21 protein-coding genes are annotated in these 25,014 nt (G+C 67.4%); 18 read left to right on the forward strand and 3 right to left on the reverse strand.

Annotated features, from left to right (window positions below; translation table 11 throughout):
- Positions 1-101: 101 nt before the first annotated feature.
- The 3 genes from CXY81_RS00925 to CXY81_RS00935 all read right to left on the reverse strand — a co-directional run bounded on the left by CXY81_RS00925 (position 102) and on the right by CXY81_RS00935 (position 3,992).
- Positions 102-1,094: a YeiH family protein gene (locus tag CXY81_RS00925; protein WP_104193695.1), complete on the reverse strand. Its 993-nt coding sequence runs from the start codon at positions 1,092-1,094 to the stop codon at positions 102-104.
- Positions 1,095-1,221: 127 nt separating this feature from the next.
- Positions 1,222-2,322, reverse strand: a complete 1,101-nt coding sequence (locus CXY81_RS00930; RefSeq protein WP_104193696.1) for an acyl-CoA desaturase — start codon at positions 2,320-2,322, stop codon at positions 1,222-1,224.
- Positions 2,323-2,504: 182 nt separating this feature from the next.
- Positions 2,505-3,992, reverse strand: coding sequence for a dolichyl-phosphate-mannose--protein mannosyltransferase (locus CXY81_RS00935; RefSeq protein WP_104193697.1), 1,488 nt, complete (start codon positions 3,990-3,992; stop codon positions 2,505-2,507).
- 39 nt (positions 3,993-4,031) lie between these two features.
- Here CXY81_RS00935 and rsmI point away from each other — a divergent pair, with 39 nt between their 5' ends.
- The 18 genes from rsmI to CXY81_RS01020 form a co-directional block, all read left to right on the forward strand.
- Positions 4,032-4,898 (forward strand): 16S rRNA (cytidine(1402)-2'-O)-methyltransferase, encoded by an 867-nt coding sequence (gene rsmI, locus CXY81_RS00940; protein ID WP_104193703.1) that lies wholly within the window; start codon positions 4,032-4,034, stop codon positions 4,896-4,898.
- Positions 4,899-5,061: 163 nt separating this feature from the next.
- Complete coding sequence (locus CXY81_RS16530; RefSeq protein ID WP_199182895.1) at positions 5,062-5,238, forward strand: hypothetical protein; 177 nt, start codon at positions 5,062-5,064, stop codon at positions 5,236-5,238.
- Between the two features lie 40 nt (positions 5,239-5,278).
- Positions 5,279-6,841 carry a methionine--tRNA ligase gene (gene metG, locus CXY81_RS00945; RefSeq protein WP_104169385.1) on the forward strand — a complete coding sequence of 521 codons (1,563 nt, stop codon included), beginning with the start codon at positions 5,279-5,281 and terminating at the stop codon, positions 6,839-6,841.
- Positions 6,834-7,787, forward strand: coding sequence for a TatD family hydrolase (locus CXY81_RS00950; protein ID WP_233193912.1), 954 nt, complete (start codon positions 6,834-6,836; stop codon positions 7,785-7,787). Before metG ends, CXY81_RS00950 begins: the two co-directional genes overlap by 8 nt.
- 236 nt (positions 7,788-8,023) lie before the next feature.
- The gene (rsmA, locus tag CXY81_RS00955; RefSeq protein ID WP_233193914.1) at positions 8,024-8,824 is read left to right on the forward strand and encodes a 16S rRNA (adenine(1518)-N(6)/adenine(1519)-N(6))-dimethyltransferase RsmA; all 801 of its coding nucleotides are present in this window, start codon (positions 8,024-8,026) and stop codon (positions 8,822-8,824) included.
- A 52-nt stretch (positions 8,825-8,876) separates the two neighbouring features.
- Positions 8,877-9,812 carry a 4-(cytidine 5'-diphospho)-2-C-methyl-D-erythritol kinase gene (locus tag CXY81_RS00960; protein WP_104193699.1) on the forward strand — a complete coding sequence of 312 codons (936 nt, stop codon included), beginning with the start codon at positions 8,877-8,879 and terminating at the stop codon, positions 9,810-9,812.
- Between the two features lie 146 nt (positions 9,813-9,958).
- Positions 9,959-11,764, forward strand: a complete 1,806-nt coding sequence (locus CXY81_RS00965; protein WP_104169389.1) for an ABC-F family ATP-binding cassette domain-containing protein — start codon at positions 9,959-9,961, stop codon at positions 11,762-11,764.
- A 195-nt stretch (positions 11,765-11,959) separates the two neighbouring features.
- Positions 11,960-12,829 carry a MetQ/NlpA family ABC transporter substrate-binding protein gene (locus CXY81_RS00970; RefSeq protein WP_104193705.1) on the forward strand — a complete coding sequence of 290 codons (870 nt, stop codon included), beginning with the start codon at positions 11,960-11,962 and terminating at the stop codon, positions 12,827-12,829.
- Positions 12,830-12,895: 66 nt separating this feature from the next.
- A complete protein-coding gene (locus CXY81_RS00975; RefSeq protein ID WP_104193700.1) occupies positions 12,896-13,957 on the forward strand; it encodes a methionine ABC transporter ATP-binding protein in 1,062 nt (353 codons plus the stop codon).
- Between the two features lies 1 nt (position 13,958).
- Positions 13,959-14,618 carry a methionine ABC transporter permease gene (locus CXY81_RS00980; protein ID WP_104169391.1) on the forward strand — a complete coding sequence of 220 codons (660 nt, stop codon included), beginning with the start codon at positions 13,959-13,961 and terminating at the stop codon, positions 14,616-14,618.
- A 192-nt stretch (positions 14,619-14,810) separates the two neighbouring features.
- A complete protein-coding gene (locus CXY81_RS00985) occupies positions 14,811-15,350 on the forward strand; it encodes a hypothetical protein (protein WP_104193701.1) in 540 nt (179 codons plus the stop codon).
- Positions 15,347-16,165, forward strand: coding sequence for a lytic transglycosylase domain-containing protein (locus tag CXY81_RS00990; RefSeq protein WP_104169393.1), 819 nt, complete (start codon positions 15,347-15,349; stop codon positions 16,163-16,165). Before CXY81_RS00985 ends, CXY81_RS00990 begins: the two co-directional genes overlap by 4 nt.
- Positions 16,166-16,492: 327 nt before the next feature.
- The gene (pstC, locus tag CXY81_RS00995; protein WP_104169394.1) at positions 16,493-17,533 is read left to right on the forward strand and encodes a phosphate ABC transporter permease subunit PstC; all 1,041 of its coding nucleotides are present in this window, start codon (positions 16,493-16,495) and stop codon (positions 17,531-17,533) included.
- Entirely contained in the window at positions 17,533-18,834 is a 1,302-nt protein-coding gene (gene pstA, locus CXY81_RS01000) for a phosphate ABC transporter permease PstA (protein WP_104169395.1), read from the forward strand. The genes pstC and pstA overlap by 1 nt, the downstream gene beginning before the upstream one ends.
- Positions 18,831-20,510, forward strand: a complete 1,680-nt coding sequence (pstS, locus tag CXY81_RS01005) for a phosphate ABC transporter substrate-binding protein PstS (protein ID WP_233193913.1) — start codon at positions 18,831-18,833, stop codon at positions 20,508-20,510. The genes pstA and pstS overlap by 4 nt, the downstream gene beginning before the upstream one ends.
- Positions 20,507-23,167 carry a hypothetical protein gene (locus CXY81_RS01010; RefSeq protein WP_104193702.1) on the forward strand — a complete coding sequence of 887 codons (2,661 nt, stop codon included), beginning with the start codon at positions 20,507-20,509 and terminating at the stop codon, positions 23,165-23,167. The genes pstS and CXY81_RS01010 overlap by 4 nt, the downstream gene beginning before the upstream one ends.
- A gap of 110 nt (positions 23,168-23,277) precedes the next feature.
- Entirely contained in the window at positions 23,278-24,369 is a 1,092-nt protein-coding gene (locus tag CXY81_RS01015) for a hypothetical protein (RefSeq protein ID WP_104100817.1), read from the forward strand.
- A gap of 29 nt (positions 24,370-24,398) precedes the next feature.
- The coding region (locus CXY81_RS01020) for a hypothetical protein (RefSeq protein ID WP_199182897.1) at positions 24,399-25,014 on the forward strand (616 nt) is incomplete at its 3' end.

Consider the following 25,014-nt stretch of genomic DNA (forward strand, 5'->3'; position numbering starts at 1 on the left):
AGCGGCGTGCGGCCGTTAAGGCGCTCCGAAACACCCACGGATAGAGCAGGGGAGCCAAAATCTCCGTCGAATTCGTTCGGGACGGAGCCGCTGACACCGGCTCAGGGCAGCTGCACGGCGGCGAGGGCGAGGGTGGCGATCAACGTCCAGGAGGTCAGACCCACGAGGAGGGCCCTGCCTCCGGTGCGCAGGATGGAACCGAGGTTCACGGCGGCGCCGAGCCCGAAGAGCGCGGCCGCGAGCAGGTAGGTCTGCACGGTGTCCGCGCCGGCCAACACGGCGTCCGGCAGCGGGGCGAACGTGCGCACGAGAACGGCGGCCAGGAAACCGGCCACGAACAGGGGCACGAGCGGCGGGCGGGACACGGGGGCATCCGTCACCGTGGCGACGTGCGTCTCGCGGCGGCGCTCGCCGACGGCGATGACGGCGACGATCGGCGCGAGTAGCAGCACCCGGGTGAGCTTCACGACGACGGCCACGGCCAGCGCGGCGGGCCCGGCGATCTGCGCGGTCGCGACGACCTGGCCGACGTCGTGCACGCCGGCGCCAACCCAGTGCCCGAACTGCAGATCGGTCAGACCGAGCGGATGCCACAGCACCGGCAGCACCGCGATGGCCAGCGTGCCGCAGAGGGTGACCAGGGCGATCGGGGTGGCGGTGTCGACATCCTTCGCCTTGACCACTCCGCTCATCGCGGCGATCGCGGACGCCCCGCAGATGGAGAAGCCGGTGGCGATCAGGATCGGCTGGCGGCCGGGCAGGCGAACCGTGCGCCCGAGCCAGTAGGTGCCGACGAAGGTGAGCAGCACGATCAGGACGGTGGTCATGATGGTCACCCAGCCCAGGCCCAGGATGTCCACCAGGCTCAGCTTCAGGCCGAGCAGCACGATGCCGATGCGCATGAACCGGGTGGCCGCGAGCTTCAGGCCCGGGGAAAGGACTCCCGTCAACGCACGGTGGGCGACCGGGAGATTACCGGCGACGATTCCGAAGGTGACAGCGAGCGTGAGCAGCGGCAGGGCAGGGAAGACCGCGTGGGCGATTCCGGCGAGCAGCGCGGCCGCGGCCGCGACCAGCACACCGGGCAGCCACATTGCACCGAGTTTACGGACATCTTTGCCCGCGGCGGGCCTGGTACCCGTCGCCGACCCGTGAGAAAAGCCCCTCTCCCGCACGGGGACAGGGGCTTTGCTCACGGCTCGTCGGAGTGCTGCAGCCGATCTACCGGTGGTGGAAACGGGCGACCATCGGGCAGTCGAACGGGTCGCGGGCGCCGAGCCCGACCTTGTTCAGGTAAGCGATGACGATGCCGTAGGACTCGAAGAGCGACGTCTCCGTGTAAAGGATGTTGTGCGTCTTGCAGTATTCCTTGGTGATCTCCTGGGCCTTGTGCAGGTGCGGCCGGGCCATGTTCGGGAACAGGTGGTGCTCGACCTGATAGTTGAGCCCGCCCATGAACGTGTCCATGAACGTGCCGCCGCGGATGTTGCGGGAGGTGAGCACCTGGCGGCGGAGGAAGTCCACTTTGCTCTCGTGGGGGAGCTGCGGCATGCCCTTGTGGTTCGGCGCGAAGGACGCCCCCATGTAGACGCCGAAGACGGCCAGCTGCACGCCGATGAACGCGAACGCCATGCCGACGGGGAGGAAGTAGAAAATCGCGGCGACGTAGAGCACGATGCGGGTGGTCAGCATACTGATCTCGAGCCAGCGCTTGTCGACCTTCTTCTTGCCGAAGACGGTTTTGAAACCCTGCACGTGCAGGTTGAACCCCTCGGCCATCAGGAGCGGGAAGAAGAGATAGCCCTGCTTGCGGGTGACGAACGAGCCGAGCCAGCTGACCTTCGCTGCGTCCTCTTCCCGAAAGACGATGAAGTCGGGGGCGATGTCCGGGTCCTTGCCGATGACGTTCGGATTGGCGTGGTGACGACTGTGCTTGTTCATCCACCAGGCGTAGCTGATGCCGACGAACAGGTTGGCGAGGATGCGCCCGGCGCGGTCATTCGCGCGACCGCCCTCGAACACTTGGCGGTGCGACGCCTCGTGGGCGAGGAACGCATACTGGGTGAGGATGATGCCGAGCACGCCCGCGACGATGAGCTGGTACCAGCTGTCGCCGAGCAGCACGAACGCGGTCCCGGTTCCCAGGGTGGCGAGCACAAGCATGGAGAAGACGAACCAGTAGAAACCGGTGGCGCGCTTCAGAAGTCCAAGGTTGCGCACGGTGTGCAGCAGCGATGAATACTCGGTGGTGGGGTTTTTCGAATCACCACCCGGGCGGGTCTTGACAATGCGCACCGTGGGTGCGACAACAGCTTCCGACATGAGGCCTCTGGTTTGTATCCGGACTTCTCAGTCGGTGATGGAGCAGACACTCGTAAAACAGATATCCATATCCTATGGGCCGGACCCCTTGGAGACGGGTGCTTTCACACCGCTTTCCCAGTCGGTATATGCCCACAGAGGCATATAAGTGGCTTTCAGTTTCCCGGAAAAGCACGTGAAAGTCAGCGCCAGCTGGGAAGCCAGATGTGCAGTTGCCAGAACGTAAACGGGGTCTGGATGCCCGTCCAGAGTGGGTAGAAATACGCGCTGAGGAGCGCGGCCGCCACCAAGAAGCCCAGCACGACCCAGCGTGCCCGGGGGAGCAGGACGCCGATCACGAAAGTGAGGCCGAGGAGCAGGTAGGGCTCGAACGCGATCGTGTAGAACTGGAAGACCGTGCGGTTCAGGTACATCAGCCAGGGCAGGTAGCCGGCGACCAGCCCCATCAGGATCAGGCCGACCTGCCACTCGCGGTAGCGCGCCAGGCGATACACCAGGTAGAAGGCCGCCGCCGTGGCCGCCCACCAGATCATCGGATTCGCAATGCCGGTGATCGCCTCGGAGCAGGTGGCGACGTCGCATCCGTTCTCGCCCAGAGCGGAGCCGCGGTAGTACATGCTTGTCGGGCGGCTCATGAACAGCCAGGTCAACGGGTTCGCCTGATACGGATGCGGCGTGGAGAGCCCCACGTGATAGGTGTAAGCCGCCACCTGGTAGTGCCAGAAGCTTTGCACCGAGTCGGGAATCCAGGCGAGGGCGCCGGTCCACGCGGCCTCCGGCGTAGTGGCCCAGTCGCGGTAGTAGCCTCCCCGGGTGACGAACCAGCCGGTCCAGGAGGCCAGGTAGGTGACGACGGCCACCGGCACGATCAGCAGGAAGGTCGCCGGCGCCTGCTTGAGCACGGCGGCGCTGAACCAGAACGGGAGCCCGGCGCGGCGCCGGGCGAGGGCGTCGACGAAAACAAGGTAGACGCCGAAGGCGGCGAGGAAGTAGATGCCCGACCACTTGACGCTGCAGGCGAGCCCGAAGGCAAGGCCGGCCGCGAGCAGCCAGGGCCGCCGCCACAGGGTCGGCCCCCAGCCCGGCTCCCGCCCGGCCTCACGCGCCTGGACCAGGCAGGCAGACAGCCTGGTGGCGTGCCGGTCCCGGTCGAGCAGCACAGCGCCAAACCCGAGAAGTGCGAAGAACATCACGGAGTTGTCCAGCAGGGCCACGCGCGACATCACGATGGCGTTGCCGTCGATGGCGAAAAGGAACCCGGCGATCACGGCCAGCACGGTCGACCCGAACAGCTTCTTCGCGATCAACATCAGCAGCACGACCGCCAGCACACCGATCAGGGCGGTGGCGATCCGCCAGCCCCAGCTGTGTTCGGGGCCGACGACAGCCATACCCAGTGCGATCAGCCACTTGCCGAGCGGCGGATGCACCACGAACGACGGGTCGGACAGGAAGACATCGGTCTGCCCGGCGGCGAAGAGGGCGTCCGCCCCCTCGGGCCAGGTTGACTCATAGCCGAGGTTGTTGAGAGTCCAGGCGTCTTTCACATAGAAGGTTTCGTCGAACACCAGCGCGTGCGGCACGCCGAGATTCCAGAGTCGCAGCACCGCCGCGAGCAGGGTCACCGCCAGCGGCCCGGCCCAGAAGAAAACGCGGCTTGTCACGAACACGTGACCATCGTAGTGATCCGTGGCTGCGAGACTGGGATCATGATCCTCCTGGCTGCCACCCCGATCGGAAACCTGGGCGACGCGTCAACGCGTCTGATCGAGGCGCTCGGCACGATGACGATTATCGCCGCCGAGGACACTCGGGTCACCGTGCACCTGCTCAAGGCCCTGGGCATCGAGAACCGCCCGCGGCTGATCAGCCTGCACGACCACAACGAGCGCGGCAAGGCGGCCGAACTCGTCGAACTCGCCCGCGACACCGACATCCTGGTGCTCAGCGACGCAGGGATGCCGACGGTATCCGACCCGGGTTTCCACCTGGTGGATGCCGCGGTGGCGGCCGGCGTCGTCGTGTCGGTGTTGCCCGGGCCGTCGGCCGTGCTCGCCGCGCTCGCCGTGTCCGGGCTGCCGACGGACCGGTTCACCTTCGAGGGGTTCCTGCCCCGCAAGCACGGCGACCGGGTTTCGGCCCTCCGCGAGGTGGCCGCGGAGCGGCGCACAATGGTTTTTTTCGAATCGCCCAACCGGCTGGCGGCCTCCCTGACCGATCTGGCTGCGGTGCTCGGGGCCGGGCGCCGCGTCGTGGTCTGCCGTGAGCTGACCAAGTTCTACGAGGAAGTGAAGCGCGGTACCGCGACCGAGCTGGCTGAGTGGGCCGCCGGCGGGGTCAAGGGCGAGATCGCCATCGTGGTCGCCGGGGCGGAGGCACGCGTGCTGGATCTGGAGACCGGGGTGGTCGAGGTGCTCGCGCTGGTGGAGTCGGGCATCCGTCTCAAGGATGCCGCCGCCGACGTGTCCGCCGCCACCGGGCTCGGCAAGCGCGCCCTCTACGAGGCGGCGCTGGAGCGCAAGACGGGCAAGCCCGCCGCGGCCCGAACGGACTTCCAGGCTCTGCCTCTGCCCTGACGTTCCCTGCTCCGAACCAATTCGACGGATATTTTGCCCGCCGCGGCCCGATTCGGGCCGAATCGGGCCAGATTACCGAAAATCTCCGTCGAATTCGCACGCGCAGGCACGGGCGCGGGATGCGGTACAGGACGTCGCCCCGCGTCCGAGGCGCACCATCCGCGTGCATGACGCGGCCGGGGCAGTGGGCGGCATCGCGGCCCAGCTGGCGAAGCTGCGCGGAGCCACCGTGATCGGCCGCCGCGAACCGGACCCGGGCCCGGCCGCGCAGGAGGTGCTGCCGCCGGACTTCGGCCACCCGCACCACGACGATCACCACGACGATCGTGGCACAAGGTAACACGGCCAGCGTCATCCGCTGCTCCTAATAGGATGAGAGCATGTCCGACGGCTCATCTTTTTACATCACCACGCCCATTTTCTACGTGAATGATGTCCCCCACATCGGGCACGCCTATACCGAGGTGGCTGCCGACGTGCTCGCACGCTGGCACCGGCAGTCCGGCGAGGATGCCTGGCTGCTCACCGGAACGGACGAGCATGGGCAGAAGATCCTGCGCACCGCGACCGCCAACGGCGTCACGCCGAAGGAGTGGGCCGACCGTCTGGTCGAAACCGCCTGGAAGCCGCTGCTGAAGACGGTCGACATCCGAAACGACGACTTCATCCGCACCACTGATGTGCGCCACGAAGTGAACGCGCAGAAGTTCCTGCAGCACCTCTACGACTCCGGCCACATCTACACCGGCGAGTACGAGGGCTTCTACTGCGTCGGCTGCGAGGAGTACAAGCAGCCGAGCGACCTCATCGATGGGGTCGGCGAGTACGCCGGGCAGCAGGTCTGCGCCATCCACTCCATCCCCTGCGAGCTGCTGCACGAGAAAAACTACTTCTTTCGGATGAGCACGTTCGCCGACCAGCTCCTCGCCCTGTACGAGGAGAACCCGAACTTCGTACAGCCCGCGTCGGCGCGCAACGAGGTAATATCCTTCGTCAAGCAGGGCCTCAGCGACCTGTCGATCTCCCGCTCCAGTTTCGACTGGGGCATCAAGGTGCCCTGGGACGACAGCCACGTCGTCTACGTCTGGTTCGACGCCCTGCTCAACTACATCACCGCCGCCGGCTACGGCCACGACGACGAGAAGTTCAACCGCCTCTGGCCGGCGACGCACGTCGTGGGCAAAGATATTTTGCGTTTCCACGCCGTCATCTGGCCTGCAATGCTCCTCGCCGCGGGCATCGAGGTGCCTCGGCAGGTCTTCGGCCACGGCTGGTTGCTCGTGGGCGGCGAGAAGATGAGCAAGTCCAAGCTCACCGGCATCGCCCCAAGCCAGATCACGGATACGTTCGGCTCCGACGCCTTCCGCTATTACTTCATGCGCGCGATCAGCTTCGGCCAGGACGGCTCCTTCTCCTGGGAAGACCTGTCCGCCCGGTACCAGTCCGAGCTGGCCAACGGCTTCGGCAACCTCGCCTCCCGCGTGATCGCCATGGTCGTGCGCTATTGCGACGGCGAGATCCCCGTCGCCGGCGACTTCAGCGAGGCCGACGAGCTCATTCGCGGCACCGAGAAGCGGGTGACGGATGCCGCCACACTGGCCATCGGACACCTCGCCATCCACGACGCCATCGCCGCGATTTGGGAACTGGTCGACGAGCTCAACGGCTACATCACCGCCCAGGAGCCGTGGTCGCTCGCGAAGGACCCGGCCAACCGGGACCGACTCGAAGCCGTGCTGGTCACCGCCGTGCGCGGACTGGGCACGCTCGCCGTGCTGCTCTCGCCGGTCGTACCGCAGGCCACGGCGAAGCTCTGGACCGCCCTCGGCGGCATCGGCCTGGTCACCGACCAGCGCATCGACCGGGCCTGGGAGTGGACCGGCGGCCCGCGGGTCTCCCCGCTCGAGGCGCTTTTCCCACGCATCGAGGCCACGGTTGGCTGACGAGCCCGGGCCCGAAGCCGGCCCCGTGCGCCAGCGCGAAAAAGGTGCCGGCCGGGACCTGAGCTACCCGCCGCAGCCCGACCCGCTCGTCGTGCCGGTCTACGACAACCACACCCACTTGGAGATCGCCGACGGCGACCAGTCGCTCAGCGTGGCCGAGCAGCTCGACCGCGCGTCCAGCGTCGGCGTGCGCGGCGTCATCCAGGTCGGCGGCGACCTGAAGACCTCGCGCTGGTCGGCCGCGATGGCCGCCCGGGAGCCGCGCATGCTCGCGGCCGTCGCCATCCACCCCAACGAGGCCCCGGTCTACGAGGCCGCCGGCACCCTCGACGACGCCTTGGCTGAGATCGCCGAGCTGGCGACGCGCCCGCGCGTGGTCGCCATCGGGGAGACCGGACTGGACTTCTTCCGCACCGGCCCCGAAGGACACGCCAGCCAGCTCCGCTCCTTCGAGGCGCACATCGACATCGCCAAGCAGAACGGCCTCGCGCTGCAGATCCACGACCGCGACGCCCACGCCGCGGTGATCGAGACCCTGCTGCGGGTCGGCGCGCCCGATCGCACCGTCTTCCACTGCTTCTCCGGCGACATCGAGATGGCCCGCATCCTCGCCGACAACGGCTGGTACCTCTCGTTCGCGGGAACCGTGACCTTCAAGAACGCCCAGAATCTGCGGGAGGCCCTGGCCGCGGTGCCGCGCCGGCTGCTGCTGGTCGAGACGGATGCCCCGTTCCTCACCCCCGCACCCTTCCGCGGCCGCCCGAACGCGCCGTACCTGCTGCCGCACACCCTGCGCGCCATGGCCGACCACCTCGAAACGGAGGCCACCATTCTCGCCACCCAGATTTCGTCCAACACCGAACTCGTCTACGGACGGTGGGACGCCGAACCGGTGACGGTCACCGAGCCAGAGCCCGACACGAGCCCGTTCGGAGGCCTCGCATGACCCCGCCCCGCCACGGCTACGCTCCCGGAGACGAACCCGAGGCCGGCACCCGACCCGTCAGCGACGAAGTGACCGGCGGCCGGCACGCCGCGCCGGCCGCCGTGCCGGAGCCGGCATCCGCTCTCGAAACGGATGCCGAGCCCGCGGATCCCGCTGCAGCACCCGCTGCTGCTCCAGCCGCCGCTCCCGGCGCACGGTCCCTCCTCGGCCCCGCCGAGATCCGCGACCTGGCCGAGATGCTGGGCGTCAACCCCACCAAGAAGCTCGGCCAGAACTTCGTCATCGACGGCAACACCGTGCGCCGCATCGTCAGGGTCGCAACCGTCTCACCCGGCGACACCGTGCTGGAGGTGGGCCCCGGGCTGGGATCCCTCACGCTGGGGCTGCTCGAGACCGGCGCGACCGTCGTGGCCGTGGAGATCGATGACCGGCTCGCCGAGCAGCTGCCGCTGACGGTCGAGCTGATGCATCCCGGCGCGCCGCTCACCGTCATCCGCAACGACGCGCTCAAGATCACGGAACTGCCCGGCGACCCGAGCCGCCTCGTGGCGAACCTGCCGTACAACGTGTCGGTGCCGGTGCTCCTCTACCTGCTGGAGCACTTCGCCTCCATCCGGGCCGGAGTGGTCATGGTGCAGGCCGAGGTGGGGGAGCGCCTCGCGGCGCCATCCGGCAGCAAGGTCTACGGCAGCCCGAGCGTCAAGGCCGCCTGGTACGGGGCATTCCGCCCCGCCGGCAAGGTCAGCCGTCAGGTGTTCTGGCCGGTTCCCGGCGTCGATTCGATCCTGATCGCCTTCGAACGGCGCGCCCGGCCGCTCGAATCCGAGGAATTGCGCCGCGCCACCTTCGCCCTCGTCGATGCCGCGTTCCAGCAGCGCCGCAAAATGCTGCGCAAGTCGTTGTCCTCCGTTCTCGGTGACCCATCGAGTGCCACCGAGATCATGACGCACGCCGGAATCGACCCTACCGAGCGCGGCGAGCAGCTAACGGTCGAGGACTTCCTGGCGATCGCCCGCGCCCAGCTCGCCGCACACTGACGCGTGCCGCCGCGGGGCAGTCGCGACTGTGCGGCTGGGCTAGGTTAGTCACATGACCAACCCGGCCCCTTCCCCCGTGGTGCATGCGCGGGCGCCCGGCAAGATCAACGTTTTCCTCAAGGTCGGTGCGGTCCTCGAAGACGAGTACCACGAGGTGGCCACCGCCTACCAGGCCGTGTCACTGTTCGAAGACGTGCGCGCTTGGCCGGCCGACGACTTCTCGGTCGTGTTCACCGGCCCCATAGACGCCTCGGGTCTCGCCGTCGACGGCAGCAACCTCGCCATCAAGGCCGCGCGCGCCCTGGCCCGCAAGGCCGGCTATCGCGGGGGAGTGCGCCTCTCGATCGAGAAGAACGTGCCCATCGCCGGCGGCATGGGTGGCGGGTCGGCGGATGCCGCGGCCAGCCTCCTCGCTTGCGACACCCTGTGGGGAACCGACGCCACCCGCGACGACCTCATCGAGATCGCCGCGACCCTCGGCGCTGACGTCCCGTTCGCCTTCACCGGCGGCACCGCCATCGGCACCGGGCGCGGCGACCAACTCAGCCCAGCCCTGGCCAAGGGGCAGTTCCACTGGGTGCTCGCCCTCGCCGACTTCGGCCTCTCGACCCCCGGCGTCTACAACGAGCTCGACCGCCACCGCGAACGCCACGCCCAGGACATCTTCCCTGCCCAGATCCAGCCCTCCGTCGACACCAACGTGCTGCAGGCGCTTCGGGCCGGCGACCCGCGGATGCTGGCCGAGGCGCTGCACAACGACCTGCAGGCTCCCGCGCTGCACCTGGCCCCCGGCCTGGGCAAGGTGCTCGAGTTGGGCGAGGCGAACGGCGCCCTGGCCGGCCTGCTCTCCGGCTCCGGCCCGACCGTGGCCTTCCTGGTCGCGGATGCCGACAGCGCCCTCGAACTGCAGGTCGCCCTGAGCGCGTCCCGGCTGCGCGTGGTGCGCGCCACCGGGCCGGTGCATGGGGCCCGGATCATCCACGACTAGCCCCCCGTTTTGCCGCAACTGTGGCCCGGTCGGACATCTGTTGCCGGTGTGCCGGCAACAGATGTCCGATTCGGCAACAGTCAGGCCACCGGGTGCGAAACCGGGGCGCGCGGGCCTCTCAGCCGCGCCAGCTAAACTCGAAAGCTATGGCACATTTGCTCGGGGCCGAGTCCCTGCACCTTGAATTTCCCACCCGCGTCATTTTTGACAGCGTCACCGCCGGTCTCAACGAAGGCGACCGGATCGGCGTCGTCGGCCGCAACGGCGACGGCAAGTCCACCCTGATGCGCCTGCTCGCCGGCCGGATGGAACCCGACGCGGGCCGCGTCACGCGCCGGCGCGGCGTCACCATCGGCATGCTCGACCAATCCGACGACCTCGCTTCGGGCCAGACCGTGGGCCACACCATCGTCGGCGGCATCGACGAGCACGTCTGGGCGGGCGACGCCAAGGTGCGCGACGTGATTGCGGGACTCGTGCGGGACATCCCCTGGGACGCCCTTGTCGACGACCTCTCCGGTGGCCAGCGCCGCCGGGTGGCTCTGGCCTCCGTGCTGATCGGTGACCACGACGTCATCTTCCTCGACGAGCCCACCAACCACCTCGACGTGGAGGGCATCTCCTGGCTGGCCGGTCACCTGAAGACCCGCTGGGCCACGAACTCCGGCGGCCTGGTGGTCGTCACCCACGACCGGTGGTTCCTCGACGAGGTCTGCAACATGACCTGGGAGGTGCACGACCGCCTGATCGAACCGTTCGAGGGTGGCTACGCCGCCTACATCCTGCAGCGCGTCGAACGCGACCGGATGAGCGCGGCCTCCGAATCCAAACGCCAGAACCTGATGAAGAAGGAATTGGCCTGGCTGCGGCGCGGAGCCCCCGCCCGCACCGCGAAGCCCAAGTTCCGCATCGACGCCGCGAACGAGCTGATCGAGAACGAGCCGCCGCCCCGCGACACCGTGTCGATGCAGTCGATGGCCATGCAGCGCCTAGGCAAGGATGTCGTCGACCTGATCGACATCGGCGTGAAGTTCGGCGAGGAGACCGTGCTGAACGACATCACCTGGCGCATCGCACCGGGCGAGCGCACCGGCATCATGGGCGTCAACGGCGCCGGCAAAAGCACGCTCCTGAACCTGGTAGCCGGAACACTTCTGCCCACCACGGGCACCGTCAAGCGCGGCAAGACCATCAAGGTCGCCGTGCTCACCCAGCAGCTGTTCGAACTCGACGACATCCAGAACGACCGCGTCAGCGAGGTCATCGGCCGTCAGAAGACGTCGTACATGGCCGGCGGCAAGGAAATCACGCCCGGCCAGATGCTCGAGCGCATGGGTTTCATGAGCGCCCAGCTGACCACCCAGGTCAAGGATCTCTCCGGTGGCCAGAAGCGCCGCCTGCAGCTGCTGCTGATCGTGCTCGACGAGCCCAATGTGCTCATCCTCGACGAGCCCACCAACGACCTGGACACCGACATGCTCGCGGCCATGGAAGACCTGCTCGACTCCTTCCCCGGCACCCTCCTCGTGGTCTCGCACGACCGGTACCTGATCGAGCGCGTCACCGACAACCAGTACGCGGTCACCGAGGGCGGCTTCCGCCACCTTCCCGGCGGTGTGGACCAGTACCTCGAGATGCGCAAGAAGCAGACGAGCGGCATTGACAAGCCCGCCGAGGCGAACGCGGCGAACACCTCCGGCGGGAAGGCGTCGCGCAAGCTCGCCATCGGCGGCGCCGACCTCCGCAACGCGCAGAAGGAACTCGCCTCCATCGATCGCAAGGTCGCCAAGCAGAACGCGCGGATCGCGGCCCTGCACGAGAGCCTCGCCGTGCACGACCAGTCCGACTTCGACGGCCTCGGCGTGCTCAGCACCGAACTGCAGACGCTCGAGTCCGCCATCGCCGGCTTCGAAACCCGCTGGATCGAACTCTCTGAGCTGATCGAGGGCTGAAGTCGCAGATGCTGTGACCGCGTGTGACGTTGGCGCGCACGCGGCGCAGCATCTCCCGTTAGCCTTGGAACGTGCCTCGCGATGCAGCGGCACAGACTCCCACTCCTCTTTGACCCGTGGTCCCTCTGTGCCCAAAATCGCGTCGGCACCCACCGCCGTCCAGACGGCACCGAAGCCAACAAGGGGAACCCCATCGTGAACAAGAAACTGCTCGCCGCTCTCGCGGTCGTACCGCTCGTCGCCCTGCTCGCCGGTTGCTCCGGTGCGGCCGCCGACGAGACCGTGAAGATCGGCGTCGTCGGCGCCAGCGACCCATACTGGGCCGTCTACGAGGAAGCCGCGGCGGATGCCGGCATCACCGTCGACATCGTCGACTTCACCGAGTTCGGGCAGCCGAACCCGGCCCTGTCTGCCGGCGAGCTCGACCTGAACCAGTTCCAGCACATCGTCTACCTCGCCGAGTACAACGTGGCCAGCGAAGAAGACCTCGCGCCGGTCGGCGCCACCGCGATCTACCCGCTCGCCCTGTACTCGACCCAGTATGATGACGTCAGCAAAATCAAGAAAGGCGACACCGTCGCGGTGCCGAACGACGCCAGCAACCTGGCTCGCGCGTTGCTCGTACTGCAGTCGGCGAAGCTGATTACGCTCTCCGACGGTGGCAGCATCTACTCGACCCTCGACGATATCGATAAGAAAAAGTCCAAGGTCACCGTGACCGCGCTCGAGGCCTCGCTCACCGCCACGTCGCTTCCCGACGTCGCCGCCGCGATCATCAACAACGACTTCGTCGAGAAGGCCGGTTTGAAGGTTGAGGATGCCCTCGCCCAGGACGACCCTGCCGACCCCAACGCGCTCCCGTACGTGAACGTTTTCGCGGCCCGCGCAAAGGACAAGGACAACGCCACCTACCAGAAGCTGGTCGAGATCTACCAGACCACGAAGGCCGTTCAGGATGGCGTGATCGACGTGTCCGCCGGTTCCGCGGTGATGGTCCAGACCCCGGTCGCCGACCTCGAGGCCTCCCTCGCCACGGTCGAGAAGGACACCGCAGCCCAGAAGTAGCGCCGCCCGACCTCAGCCCAGCACAGCCGCACAGTCCGGCGCCACGCCAGTCAGTAAGGACGTCCCATGCCTGCCCCCACCCCCGTTGTCGAACTGCGTGACGTGAGCAAGGTGTACCTGCCCACGACCCGGGGCGGGGCCGAGGTCGTCGCCATCGACAAGGTCAGCCTCACGATCGACGCCGGGGACGTCTACGGCATCATCGGTTATTCGGGGGCAGGCAAGAGCACCCTGGTGCGGCTTGTGAACGCCCTCGAACGGTCGACGTCGGGCGAGATCCTGATCAACGGCACCGACATCGCCCGCCTGCCCGAGCGGGAGCTGCGCCCGGTGCGGCTGGGTATCGGGATGATCTTCCAGCAGTTCAACCTTCTGGGGTCACGCTCCGTCGCGGCGAACGTCGCCTACCCGCTCGAGGTGGCCGGCCAATCGAAGGAGACGCGCCGGGCCCGGGTTGCCGAGATGCTCGACTTCGTCGGGCTCGGCGACAAGGCGGGCGCCTATCCCGACCAGCTCTCCGGCGGTCAGAAGCAGCGCGTGGGCATCGCGCGGGCCTTAGCCAGCCAGCCGGGCATCCTGCTCGCCGACGAGGCCACCAGCGCCCTCGACCCGGAGACCACCTCCGAGGTTCTGGACCTGCTCGGGCGGGTGAATAAGGAATTCGGGGTCACCATTATCGTGATCACGCACGAGATGGATGTCATCCAGACCTTGGCGACGAAGGTCGCCGTGATGGACCAGGGCCGGGTGATCGAGCGCGGCGACGTGTTCGACGTGTTCTCGAACCCGCAGCAGGCGGCCTCCGCCCGGTTCGTCTCGACCGTGGTCAAGGGTCTCCCTTCTTCGTCGGAACTCGCCGTGCTGCGGCGGCGTCACCCGGGCCGCCTCGTCACGCTGGCGTTCCGCGACAGCAGCGTCGATCAGGCCCGCGTGTTCAGCGAGTTCGTCTCCGCCGGCGTCACCTTCGAGGTCGTCTACGGCGGCATCAACGAGATCCAGGGCCGGTCGTTCGGACACCTGACGCTGGCACTGGCCACGCCGGGGGCGACGGATGCCGCGGCCGACGCCGCCATCGACGCCGCGCTCGACCGGGTGCGAACCCTCACGACCGTGACCGAGGTGCGCTGAGATGGACAGCCTGATCGACCTGTTGCCCGAACTCTGGATCGCCGCGGGGGAGACCCTCTACATCGTCGGCCTCACGCTCTTCTTCGGCGGGATCGGCGGCCTGCTCGTGGGCCTCGGCCTGTATCTGACCCGCGCCGGCAGCATCCTCGAGAACCGCGGGGTCTTCGTGGTGCTGAACCTGCTGGTGAACATCGTGCGGCCGATCCCGTTCATCATCTTCCTGGCCGCCGCCCAGCCGCTGGCCCGGGCCGTGGTGGGAACCGGCATCGGCAACGCGGCGATCATCTTCACGATCTCGCTCGCGGCATCCTTCGCCATGGGGCGCATCGTGGAGCAGAACCTCCTCACGGTGACGCCCGGTGTGATCGAGGCGGCCCGCAGTGTGGGGGCCGGGCCGATCCGGATCATCTTCACGGTGCTGCTGCCCGAGGCGCTCGGCCCGCTCATCCTCGGCTACACCTTCATCTTCGTGGCGCTCGTGGACATGTCGGCGGTAGCCGGCTACGTCGGCGGCGGCGGCCTCGGAAACTTCGCGCTGCTCTACGGCTACCGCCAGTTCAATCCCGTGGTGACCTGGGCGGCCGTGCTGCTGATCATCGTGCTCGTGCAGCTGGTGCAGTTCCTCGGAAACTGGCTGGCCCGGAAGGCATTCCGCCGGTAAGACGACCCCCAAGTGCGGGACATCTTTCGCGCGTTCTTACCGCGCCGGCCATCCCTCGTTCACCTCCGGTTCAGGTGATGCTCCCGAACCGGACATTCGTGGGCTGGAAAGTACACGCGGGGTCGGCCTATTCGAGCCGCTCACACGTCACAGTGGCCCCTTCGCTGCATCATCCTTGCCCAGGGAGTCATCTTGTCGCCGAGCCCGAGCATCGTCTTCTCGGCGTTTGAATCCGCCGCCGACCCCCGATTGCACGGATGGGTGGCTTTCCGTGAGAGCGTGCAGAATGTCGGCACTCCCGTTAGGGCGGTCGCCGTGCGTGACGGGCAACGCGCCGGTCCCTTGCTCACGGGAGCGCCGCGGCACTCCGGTATCTGGCGACTGCTCGCCTCGAACCGGCGCGAGCTCGGCCGTAGCTCCTCCGTCTACGCAACGTTCTCCAGCGCGCGAGCCCACGTCCTCGAACTCAAGGGCCAGTGCGATTCGATGGTCGCCACGGTTGTCACGGGTCCCAAGGCCGGCACACACGGGTGGGTGATCAGCGTCGGTGATGTAGTCGTGATGACTGCAGGGCGCTGGTATGGCGGGGCGTCGACCAGCCGCGAGGCCTCGGCTGGAACCATTGAGGCTTTCCACAGCGCGCTCGTCGGTGCGGACGCCCGTCATGCCACGGAGGCCGGGCAGCGCGGCAACCGGGTACTCTCCGACGAGGAACGGGCCCTGTCCTGGTGACCGTGCGCAAGCACCGCGGAACCCCCATGATCGCCACGGTCGCCGGCCTCTCCGTGCTCGGCTGGCTGGTCTTCGGCTGGCTGGTACCCGGTTTCCAGGCACCCGAGGGCGTGCGGGCGAGTCTCGCACCGGCCGCGTCGGCGGTCATCACCACCGTGCCGCCAGAGGTTGCCCGATCGCTGCCCGCGGCCGAACCAGCGCCCGCCACGCTTGCCCTGCCGACGGTTACGCCTCCGATTGATGGCAATGCGGCGCTCGCCGACCCTGCCTGGGCCGTCCGCGTCGCCCAAGCGGCTGGCATCCCAGTGCGCGCCCTGCTCGGCTATGCAGGGGCGTCCCTGGCCCTGGCGGCCGAACAACCGGGCTGCCACCTCGGTTGGAGTACCCTGGCCGCCCTCGGCAACGTCGAATCCGGTCACGGCAGCCACGACGGTTCGGCACTCGGCGCGGATGGCGCCGCCCGCCCGGGCATCTTCGGCCCCGCACTCGATGGCAGCGCTTTCGCCGCGATGAGCGACACCGATCGCGGAGTCTGGGACGGCAGCACCGAATGGGACCGCGCGGTCGGGCCCCTGCAATTCATTCCGGCGACCTGGCAGCGATGGGGCGCCGACGGCAACGGGGACGGCGTCGACGACCCGCAACAAATCGACGATGCCGCCCTCGCCGCCGGCCGCTACCTCTGCCACTACGGCGAGCTGTCCCGGCCCGATCGCTGGCGCGCCGCCGTGTTCGCGTACAACCACGTCGATTCCTATGTGAACACCGTTGCCGCGACCGCGAATACCTACGCCGCGCTGGCGGGCGCGCGGTGACGCCGTATATAAACGTAGCGAGCTGTACCGCTCGGTGGCGCACGCCACTTCGCGCTCACCGCGCGGCCGCCGTTCTCCCGTGACTCGGCTGCCGCCGTGATGCGCGCCCACGTGCGGGCGCCCTCTGCGCGCCCACGTGCGGGCGCCCTCTGCGGGGCCCCCGGTCCTGCACCGGGTGCAATCCCGCGCGCTCAACTCTCCACTACGCGTCCACCTCTAGCTGGACAAATCGACGCTCAGTGTTAACCAAGCGCCCCAAACATGTGTCTCGGACGTGCTACCGCCACGTTCGTTCCGCTCCCCACACCCGAATGTGCAAGGACACCCATGTCGTTTTCGACCCTCTTCGACGCGCCTGCGATCGAGCCGCCAACGGTCGACCCGGCGAACCCGGACTCGTCCCCGCGCCGCTTACTGACAGCACGTCCCTCGGTCTCGGACTCGGTGTTCCGTTCGGTGGCCTTCTTCGCCGGCTGCATCACCGTGGCGATCATGCTCGCCGTGGGCGTGTTCCTTTCGTTGCGTGCCTCGGAGGCCCTCGGCGTCGCCGGGTTCAGCTTTCTGGTCGAGCAGGACTGGTCGCCGGAGTCGCAGAAATTCGGCATCGCATCCGTCTTGTTCGGCACCATCACGATCGCGGTGATCGCGATGTGCGTCGCCGTGCCGCTCGCCCTCGGCACGGCCCTACTCATCTCCGAGGTCGCCCAGGGCCGGATGCGCTCCACGCTCGTCACGCTCGTCGACCTGATGGCCGCCGTGCCGAGCGTGGTCTTCGGCCTCTGGGGCGTCTTCTTCCTGCAGGCCAACGTGATCCCGGTCGCCACCTGGATCTCCACCTACTTCGGCTGGATCCCGCTGTTCCGGGTGGCGGACGCCAGTGGGCAAGCGCTCACCGAGGCCAGCGCGTTCACCTCCTCGGCGTTCATCGCCGGCATTGTCGTCGGCCTCATGGTGGTCCCGACCCAGACGTCGGTCATGCGCGAGGCCTTCTCCCAGGCGCCGATCGGCGAGCGCGAGGCCGCCTTCGCGCTCGGGTCGACGCGCTGGGGCATGATCCGTGCGGTCGTGCTGCCCTTCGGTCGTGGCGGCATCATCGGCGGCACCATGCTCGGCCTCGGCCGCGCTCTCGGTGAAACCATCGCCGTCTACATGATCATTTCGCCGATCTTCACGATCAACTGGGAGGTGCTGAAGACCGGCACCAACTCCGTCTCCGCGCTCATCGCCCTCCGCTACGGCGAATCCAGCTCATTCGGCCTCTCCGCGCTGATGGCAGCCGGACTCGTACTGTTCCTGATCACCCTCGTGATCAACTTCACGGCCTCGTCGATCGTGGCACGGTCTCGATCCGGGGCGGAGAGCGACTGATGACGATCACGCACGCACCCAACATCACGCACGCCGCGACCAGCACCCTCACGACGAACGACACCCACACCACGACGATCCCGGCCTACGACGGCACCCCGATCGGACCGCGACGCCGGGTGCGCGGCGCCCGGCTCGACGACCGGTTCAACGTTCTCGGTGCCGCCGCAGCCGGAATCGCCGTCGCGGTGCTCCTCTTCGGCTGGATCACTCCGCTTTCCGGCGGCGTGGGCTGGGCGCTCGTGGCGTATCTGGCGTTCCTTGGCTTCTACGCCCTGCTCGTAAGCTTCACGAGCGACGCGCAGGAGGTCAAGGACCGCGTGATGGCGGTGCTGCTATCAAGCGCCGGTGTGGTGCTCTTCGGCGCCCTGGTCTTCGTCGTGGCGTTCACTCTGATACGCGGGCAGGAAGCCCTGCCTCATCTGAACTTCTTCACCCAGAGCATGGAATTGGCCGGACCCCTCGACGGCCTCGACATGGGCGGTATCGTGCACGCGATCCTGGGCACGCTCATGCAGATTTCGATGGCGCTGGCGATCACGATTCCGCTCGGCATCACGACCGCCCTGTTCCTGAACGAGGTCGGTGGCCGATTCGCGAGGTTCGTGCGCACCATTTCGGATGCGATGACCGCGCTGCCGTCCATCGTGGCCGGCCTGTTCGTCTACTCGGCGATCATCGTGCTGATCACGCACCAGCGGTCAGGCTTCGCCGCGGCCATGGCGATCACCGTCATGATGCTCCCGATCGTCATTCGGGCCTCGGATATCGTGCTTCGCCTGGTCGCCGGCAACCTGCGAGAGGCCGCCTATGCCCTCGGTTCCACCCGCTGGGCCACCATCTGGTATGTCGTGTTGCCGACCGCCCGGCCCGGACTGGCAACGGCCGTGATCCTGGGCACAGCCCGCGGCATCGGCGAGACCAGCCCTGTGTTGCTCACCTCGGGTGTCACCGCGGTGACCAACCTGAACCCCTTCGCCGGCCCGATGATCTCCCTCCCGCTGCAGGTCTTCGACTTCGTCAAGTCTCCTGAGCCCACCATGATCGCCCGAGGTTTCGGCACGGCCGCCGTCCTGATCCTCCTGGTGCTCACCCTCTTCGCCATTGCTCGACTCATCGGCGGTACCGGTCCCGGCCAGTTGTCCCGTCGGCGGCAACTGCGCGTCGACGCCGCATCGGAGCGAGACCTGCAACGGATGAGCGTACGGGGTGACCTCGGTCCGGGGATCACCGGAACCAATTCAATGCTCCGGCCGACGAGTTCACCTACCGACCTCACCACGAAGGAGACGTCCTCGTGACGCCGCAAACCCGACAGATTCGCACAGTCCGAGCCTTATTCGCGCTCGTCGTTGTGCTGCTGAGCGTCTCCACGGCGCCAGCTGCCCAGGCAGCGAGTTACGACCAAATCACCGGCACCGGCTCGACCTGGTCGCAGAACGCCCTGGACCAGTGGCGCAAGAATGTTGCCAATAACTACGCGATGACGGTGAACTACTCCGGAGTCGGCTCGTCGGCCGGGCGCCGTGACTTCGTCGCGGGCAACGTGGACTTCGCCGTCAGCGAGATCCCGTTCCAGACCGCCCCGGAGGACGGTTCGGCACCCGAGGTGCCTGCCCGCGGTTACGCATACATGCCCATCGTGGCTGGTGGCACTTCCTTCATGTACAACCTGAAAATCGGCGGCAAGCGAGTCACAAACCTTCGGCTCAGCGGAGAGGTCATCACCAAGATCTTCACCGGCGCCATCACGAAGTGGAACGACCCTGCCATCGCGACCGACAACCCCGGGCTGGCCATGCCCGACAAGGGCATCGTGCCCGTCGTTCGCTCGGACGGCTCCGGCTCCACGGCGCAATTCACACTCTGGATGTCCAAGCAGCACCCGGCCCTCTGGAATTCCTTCTGCACGAAGGTCGGCCGGTCTGCCCCCTGCGGCCTCACCTCGCAGTTCCCCACCTACGGCAACGCCAAGGCGCAAAGCGGATCCTCAGGCGTCGCCGGCTACGTGAGCCAGGACTACGGCGAGGGTGCGATCACCTACGTGGAGTACTCCTACGCCAAGAACTCCGGTTTCCCCGTCGCCAAGGTGCTCAACGCAGCGGGTTACTACACGGAACCCACGGCCAATTCCGTGGCCGTCGCACTGCTGAAGGCATCCATCAACACCACACCCGGGCCTACCTACCTCACCCAGATCCTGGACGGCGTGTACAACAACGCGGACCCCCGCACCTACCCACTCGCGAGCTACTCCTACATGATCGTGCCGACCGAAGTCGGCGGCGTCTTCACCGCCAAGAAGGGCCTGACCCTCGGTACCTTCGCTCATTACATGCTCTGCGAGGGGCAGCAGCAGGCCGAAGCCCTGGGCTACTCGCCTCTGCCGATGAACCTCGTGCTGGCTGGCTTCGACCAGATCAAGCGAGTGCCAGGCGCCGATGTCAGCGGCGTCGACATCAACAAATGCAACAACCCGACATTCAAACCAGGTGACTCCCCGTCAAACAACCTGCTGGCCACCACGGCTCTCCAGCCGGCCGCCTGCGACAAGATAGGGGCCAACCAGTGCACCACCGGCACGGCCGGGGCGCTGGCCGACACCGCAGTGTCCGGTAGCGGATCGGGTGGTGGCGCGGCCGGCTCAGCCGCCGCGACAACTGCCGGGGAAACGGCTTCGTCAGCAGGGCCCGGGGGAACAGAGGCGGCAGCGCCCGGCGGAAAGGAGGCGGCATCAGGCCCGGTGGCCGCGCCCGTGTACGACGAGAACGGCGCCCTCGTGTCCACGGTCGGCGCCACGGCAACCGGCGTGGTCGGCACGGCCATCGCCGCACCGTTCACGTTGGCGAAGAGCGGGTGGGGCGCCCAGCAATCGATCATGCTCGTCGCCGGCCTTCTCCTGCTGGCCGCCGCCGTGCTGCCGCCGGTGCTCGCCGGTCGGTTCAAACCGCGTGTCGCTAAGGCAGGAACCAAGTGAAGCGCCTCACGTTCGCCCCAAAGAACGCACTCTGGGCCCGCGCCGGCGCCAGCGGAGTCGTCGTCGGTCTGCTGGTCGGCGTGGGTGTTGCCGCGCTCGGCTCCCTGGCCCCCTCTGCGGCATCCGCTGACACGTCGACCGCGGTCACGGTCGCATCGAGGGGCTACGACCCGGACGTCGCCACCGCCCCCTTCCCCGATCTCAAGGTCACCGTGTCCCAGACCGAGGACCTCGTTTCCCAGGGCATCGTCGTCAACTGGAGCGGAGGCACGAAGTCCGAGCGGCCCGATGGCAGCTCGGGAGGCCAGGACTTCCTCCAGATCGCGCAGTGCTGGGGAGACGACCCGGCGAATTCCAGCCGCCCGGATCGCACGACCTGCCAGTACGGCGGCTTCCCCGGCAAGGCCGCGTCCACGCGCGACACCGCGGTCAGCCAGGACCAGGTGGCACCGCAGGACTCGCAGTACACATCGCCGGCCAACGGGTTCACAATTCCGGCATTCACCGCGATTCCCTACCGCGCATCCACGGGGGGTTCGATCTCTTCGGTGTTCGCCGACTCGGCCAACGTGCTCACGCACCATGTCATGGATCCCTTGACGGGCCTCGTGCAGAAGGCCACCGGGCCGCCGTCCGAAACAGGGGTCACATTGCCCGACGGCATCTCCGGCGTTGACCTGGCCACCAACGAGTTTTACACCCAGTACACGACGAATGAGGTGCCCTGGGCCGGGTCGAGCGACAGTGGCGACGGCTCCGTCAAATTCGAGGTGCAGACCGCGATGCAGTCCCCGGGTCTGGGCTGTGGCACGCCCGTGACCGCCGCGGACGGCACTGTCTCCGGAAAATCCTGCTGGCTCGTGGTCATCCCGCGCGGAAAAAGCGACGCGGGGGAGTCCTACATCACCAAGTCCGGCCTGCTATGGGACTCCTGGAAGCACAGCGTGGCCGTCAAGCTGGACTTCAAGCCCATCGGCCAGCGCTGCGCCATCGGCTCGGCCGAGAAGCAGCTCTCCGGAAGCGAACTCGTCGCCGCGGCGATCGGGTCATGGCAACCCAAACTGTGCACCGGTGCGACGGGTTCCTCGTTCGCGCTCAGCATCGGCAACGAGGAGGACGCGCTTGCCGCGGCGAGCCTCACGACACCCAGCCCGCTGGCTCTCACCTCGCGCCCCCTGCAAACCGACGGGGCCGATCCCGTCGCGTACGCACCGATCGCCCTCAGCGGCGTCGCGGTTTCGTTCTCCATCGACCGTCGGGTGAAACCGGTTGGCGCAGTTCCCCAGGAATACAAAGCCAGGAATACCGAGGCGTTCACGTCACTGAACCTCACCCCGCGCCTGGTCGCCAAACTCCTCACTAATTCGTATCTCGACTCACTGCCTTCCGGGGCGCCGGCCACGTCGGACTCCCTCAAGTTTTTCGGCTACACCGACTCCGCGAACCCTGGCGCGAACGCGCGCAACCTCACGGTCGACCCCGATTTCCTGGCGGTCAACGACGATGAGTGGAAGTACCAGGACCTGACCGGGCCGTCCCTGGGAGACATGCTCCTCCCCGCGGGGAGATCCGACGAGGCCCAGCAACTGTGGCGTTACGTCCTCTCCGACCCAGCCGCCGTCGAATTCCTGAACGGAACGCCCGACACGTGGGGCATGAAAGTCAACCCGTGGTCGTCCACCAATGCCGCTGTCAACCCGTCGGGGACGGCCATGACGCTTCCCCGCACGAATTTTCCGAAGGCTGATCCACTGGAGCGGCCCGCTGCCGGCACCGGAACAACGGCGGTGAACCTGGTCACCTGGCGCCCCTACACCAGCGACTTCGAGAGCGGCGCGTATCTCACCCTGCGCGGCGACGGGCAGGAGCTCGGCGACTGGAACCCCACCAGCGTCCCGCCGAAGTTCGGTAAGAGCGTGCGAAGCCTGGTGGGCAACCAGCGCGTGCTTGGCGTCACCACCGCGGCCGCGGCCGCTCGCTACCAAACGGTGACGGCGTCGTTGCAGAACTCCGCGGGCGCGTTCGTGGCGCCGTCGACGGAGTCCATGCTCGCGGCCTCCGCCGCCATGGTGCCGACCAGCGCCAACCCCGAGGTGCTCGAATACGACCCGGCGAACCCAAACGCCAAGGCTGCCGCCACAGCGTACCCAATGACGATGCCGGTCTATGCTGCGTTGAATCCGCTGCAAACGGATGCCGCCCAGCGGGCCATCTACGCCAACCTGATCCGGTACGCGGTGGTGGCAGGCCAGGTACCCGGGACGGAGATCGGGCAGCTGCCGCGCGGCTACACCCCGCTCCCGAAGAGCTGGGTGGACCAGGCGCTCGCCGCCGCGACCGCAATCGAACAGGGCGGCAGCCCGGTCGCCACAACGGCCGTGCCCGAGACTGCCCCTGCGGTCGACAGGCCGGCCTATGTGCCGACCCCGTCGACGTACGGTCCGGCAGAGTTCCAGGCTCAGGCCGCGCCGGTGGTGGCCGACGCCGCGGTCGACCCGGCCGCGACGGGCACCGTCGTCGACCCCCTGGTGGCGAGACCGACGCCCGCGGACCCGGTCATGGGACCGGTACGCGCGGCGGTGCCGGCCGGGCTGCTCTCCGGCCTGGTCGCCGCTTGCGGCGTCCCCTTGATTTCGCGCGTTCGGAGACGATCCTGATGCGCGCCCAACGTGACGCTTCGCGCGGGTTCCCCGCTTCGGACCGTAGCGCTGAGACAAGAGGGACCCATCCGGGTCCGTCTCCTGCATCACTCTCGAAAGGCACCCCAGTGAACACCAAGAAGGCTCTTGCACTCTGCGCAACTGTCGGCGTGGCCATCTCCGGCCTTGTCATCGTCAGCCCGGCTAACGCCGAGCCCGTCTCGAACAGCTACTCCATCGTCGGCTCCGACACCCTCGAGGACGTCGTCAGCGCCCTGGCCAACGGTTCGGGCCTTTCGGGAGCGTCGGTTCGTTCGACAGCCAACGGAAACAGCATCGGCTCGTTCGACGCGACCGGCACCCCGTTCATCACGACGAAGTCCTCCGGTGTGCGTTTCGGTCGCCCGAATGGCTCAAGCGACGGGCGCACGGCCCTTCTCCGTTCCATTGACGGCGCCCCGTACACCTCCGGAACCGTCGGCGCGCCCGCGGGCGTCGTCATCACGGGGCAGATCGACATCGCCCGTTCGTCCGGATCAGGCACGGTCGACCCGGCAGGTAGCCTGATTCAGGTGCCTTTCGGTCGCGATGCGATCGCCTACGCGTATGACAGCGCTTCGACGGCAGCCGGCATCGGTACCATCGACACCGCGACCATGACGAGTCTTTACACCTGCAGCGTCACCACCCTCGGCGGAGTGAAGGTCACACCGGTCATCCCGCAGGCCGGTTCCGGAACGCGCAAGGACTTCATGTCCAAGATCGGCGTCACGGATTCGACCCTGGGCTCCTGCGTCACCGTGGGTCAGGAGCACGACGCCTCTGACCTGGGCATCAACACTGTCGCGCCTATGTCGGTGTCCCGCTGGGTCGCCATGAACACCGGTGCGAGCTTCCCCAAGAAGAAGGACACCACGGTCCTGGGTTCCCTGGTCGCAGGCACCACCCCCGTGACAGGCACCGGCACCTCGATGGCCCCGGTGGCCGCCTACTACGCCGACTCTCGTTGGGGACGCGACACGTACCTCGTTGTGCAGTACGCACGAGTTGACCCGACGAATGCCGCGTATGACTCGACTCTGGCCGACCTGCTCGATCCGACAAAGAGCGCCAGCCTGACGAACTCGCAGACGACTTTTGCCGCCAAAGCCGGTTCGTTGAAGAAAAAATTCGGCATTCTCGCACCCTCGACCACCACCGCCGTTCGAATCTCCAAGTGACCTCCGCCCAAGAACAGGACTGTAAATAAATGAAGATCAACAAGAAGTCGCGTCTCGTCGCCGCCGGCGTCGTTTCGCTCGCTCTGGTCGCCGGAGCCACGGCCGCGGCGACTGCCGCGACAGCCGCGACGCAGACGAATGGTTCTGCCGCTCCCGTCTACATGTACGACACGGATGCCGTCCAGGTGTCGGACGGCCGCGTCTGGGGCTGGAAGGAGGACCTCTTCGGCTCCTCCACTCAGGGCGACATCAACGGCGAGTTCACCTGCCCGGCGAACTCAACGAATATCTTCGCCTTCCTGGCCACCCCCGGAACCGAAAACACCGTCCTCACCTGGAAGGCGTACGCGCCCCTCGCGTTCAACGGAGCGACACGCAACGTGCTCAACCCGACCCTCGCGCCGATCTCGCTCATCAATAACTCCCAGACTGCGGCCAGGAACGCCGGCGGCAACTACAGCCTGGGCCTCGCGTGCACGATGAACTCTGGCGTCACAGTGACCGCCGCCTTCTACCGTACGATCAGCGTCGTTCCGGTCACCGGCGCCTTCACGTTCCTGCCGCAGGCCGATGTGCCGGTGACGCCGACGCCGACGCCGACACCAACGACGACACCGACTCCGACGCCGACGCCGACGCCGACTG

It is taken from the genome of Cryobacterium sp. M25 (assembly GCF_002929635.1).
Lineage (GTDB): Bacteria > Actinomycetota > Actinomycetes > Actinomycetales > Microbacteriaceae > Cryobacterium > Cryobacterium sandaracinum.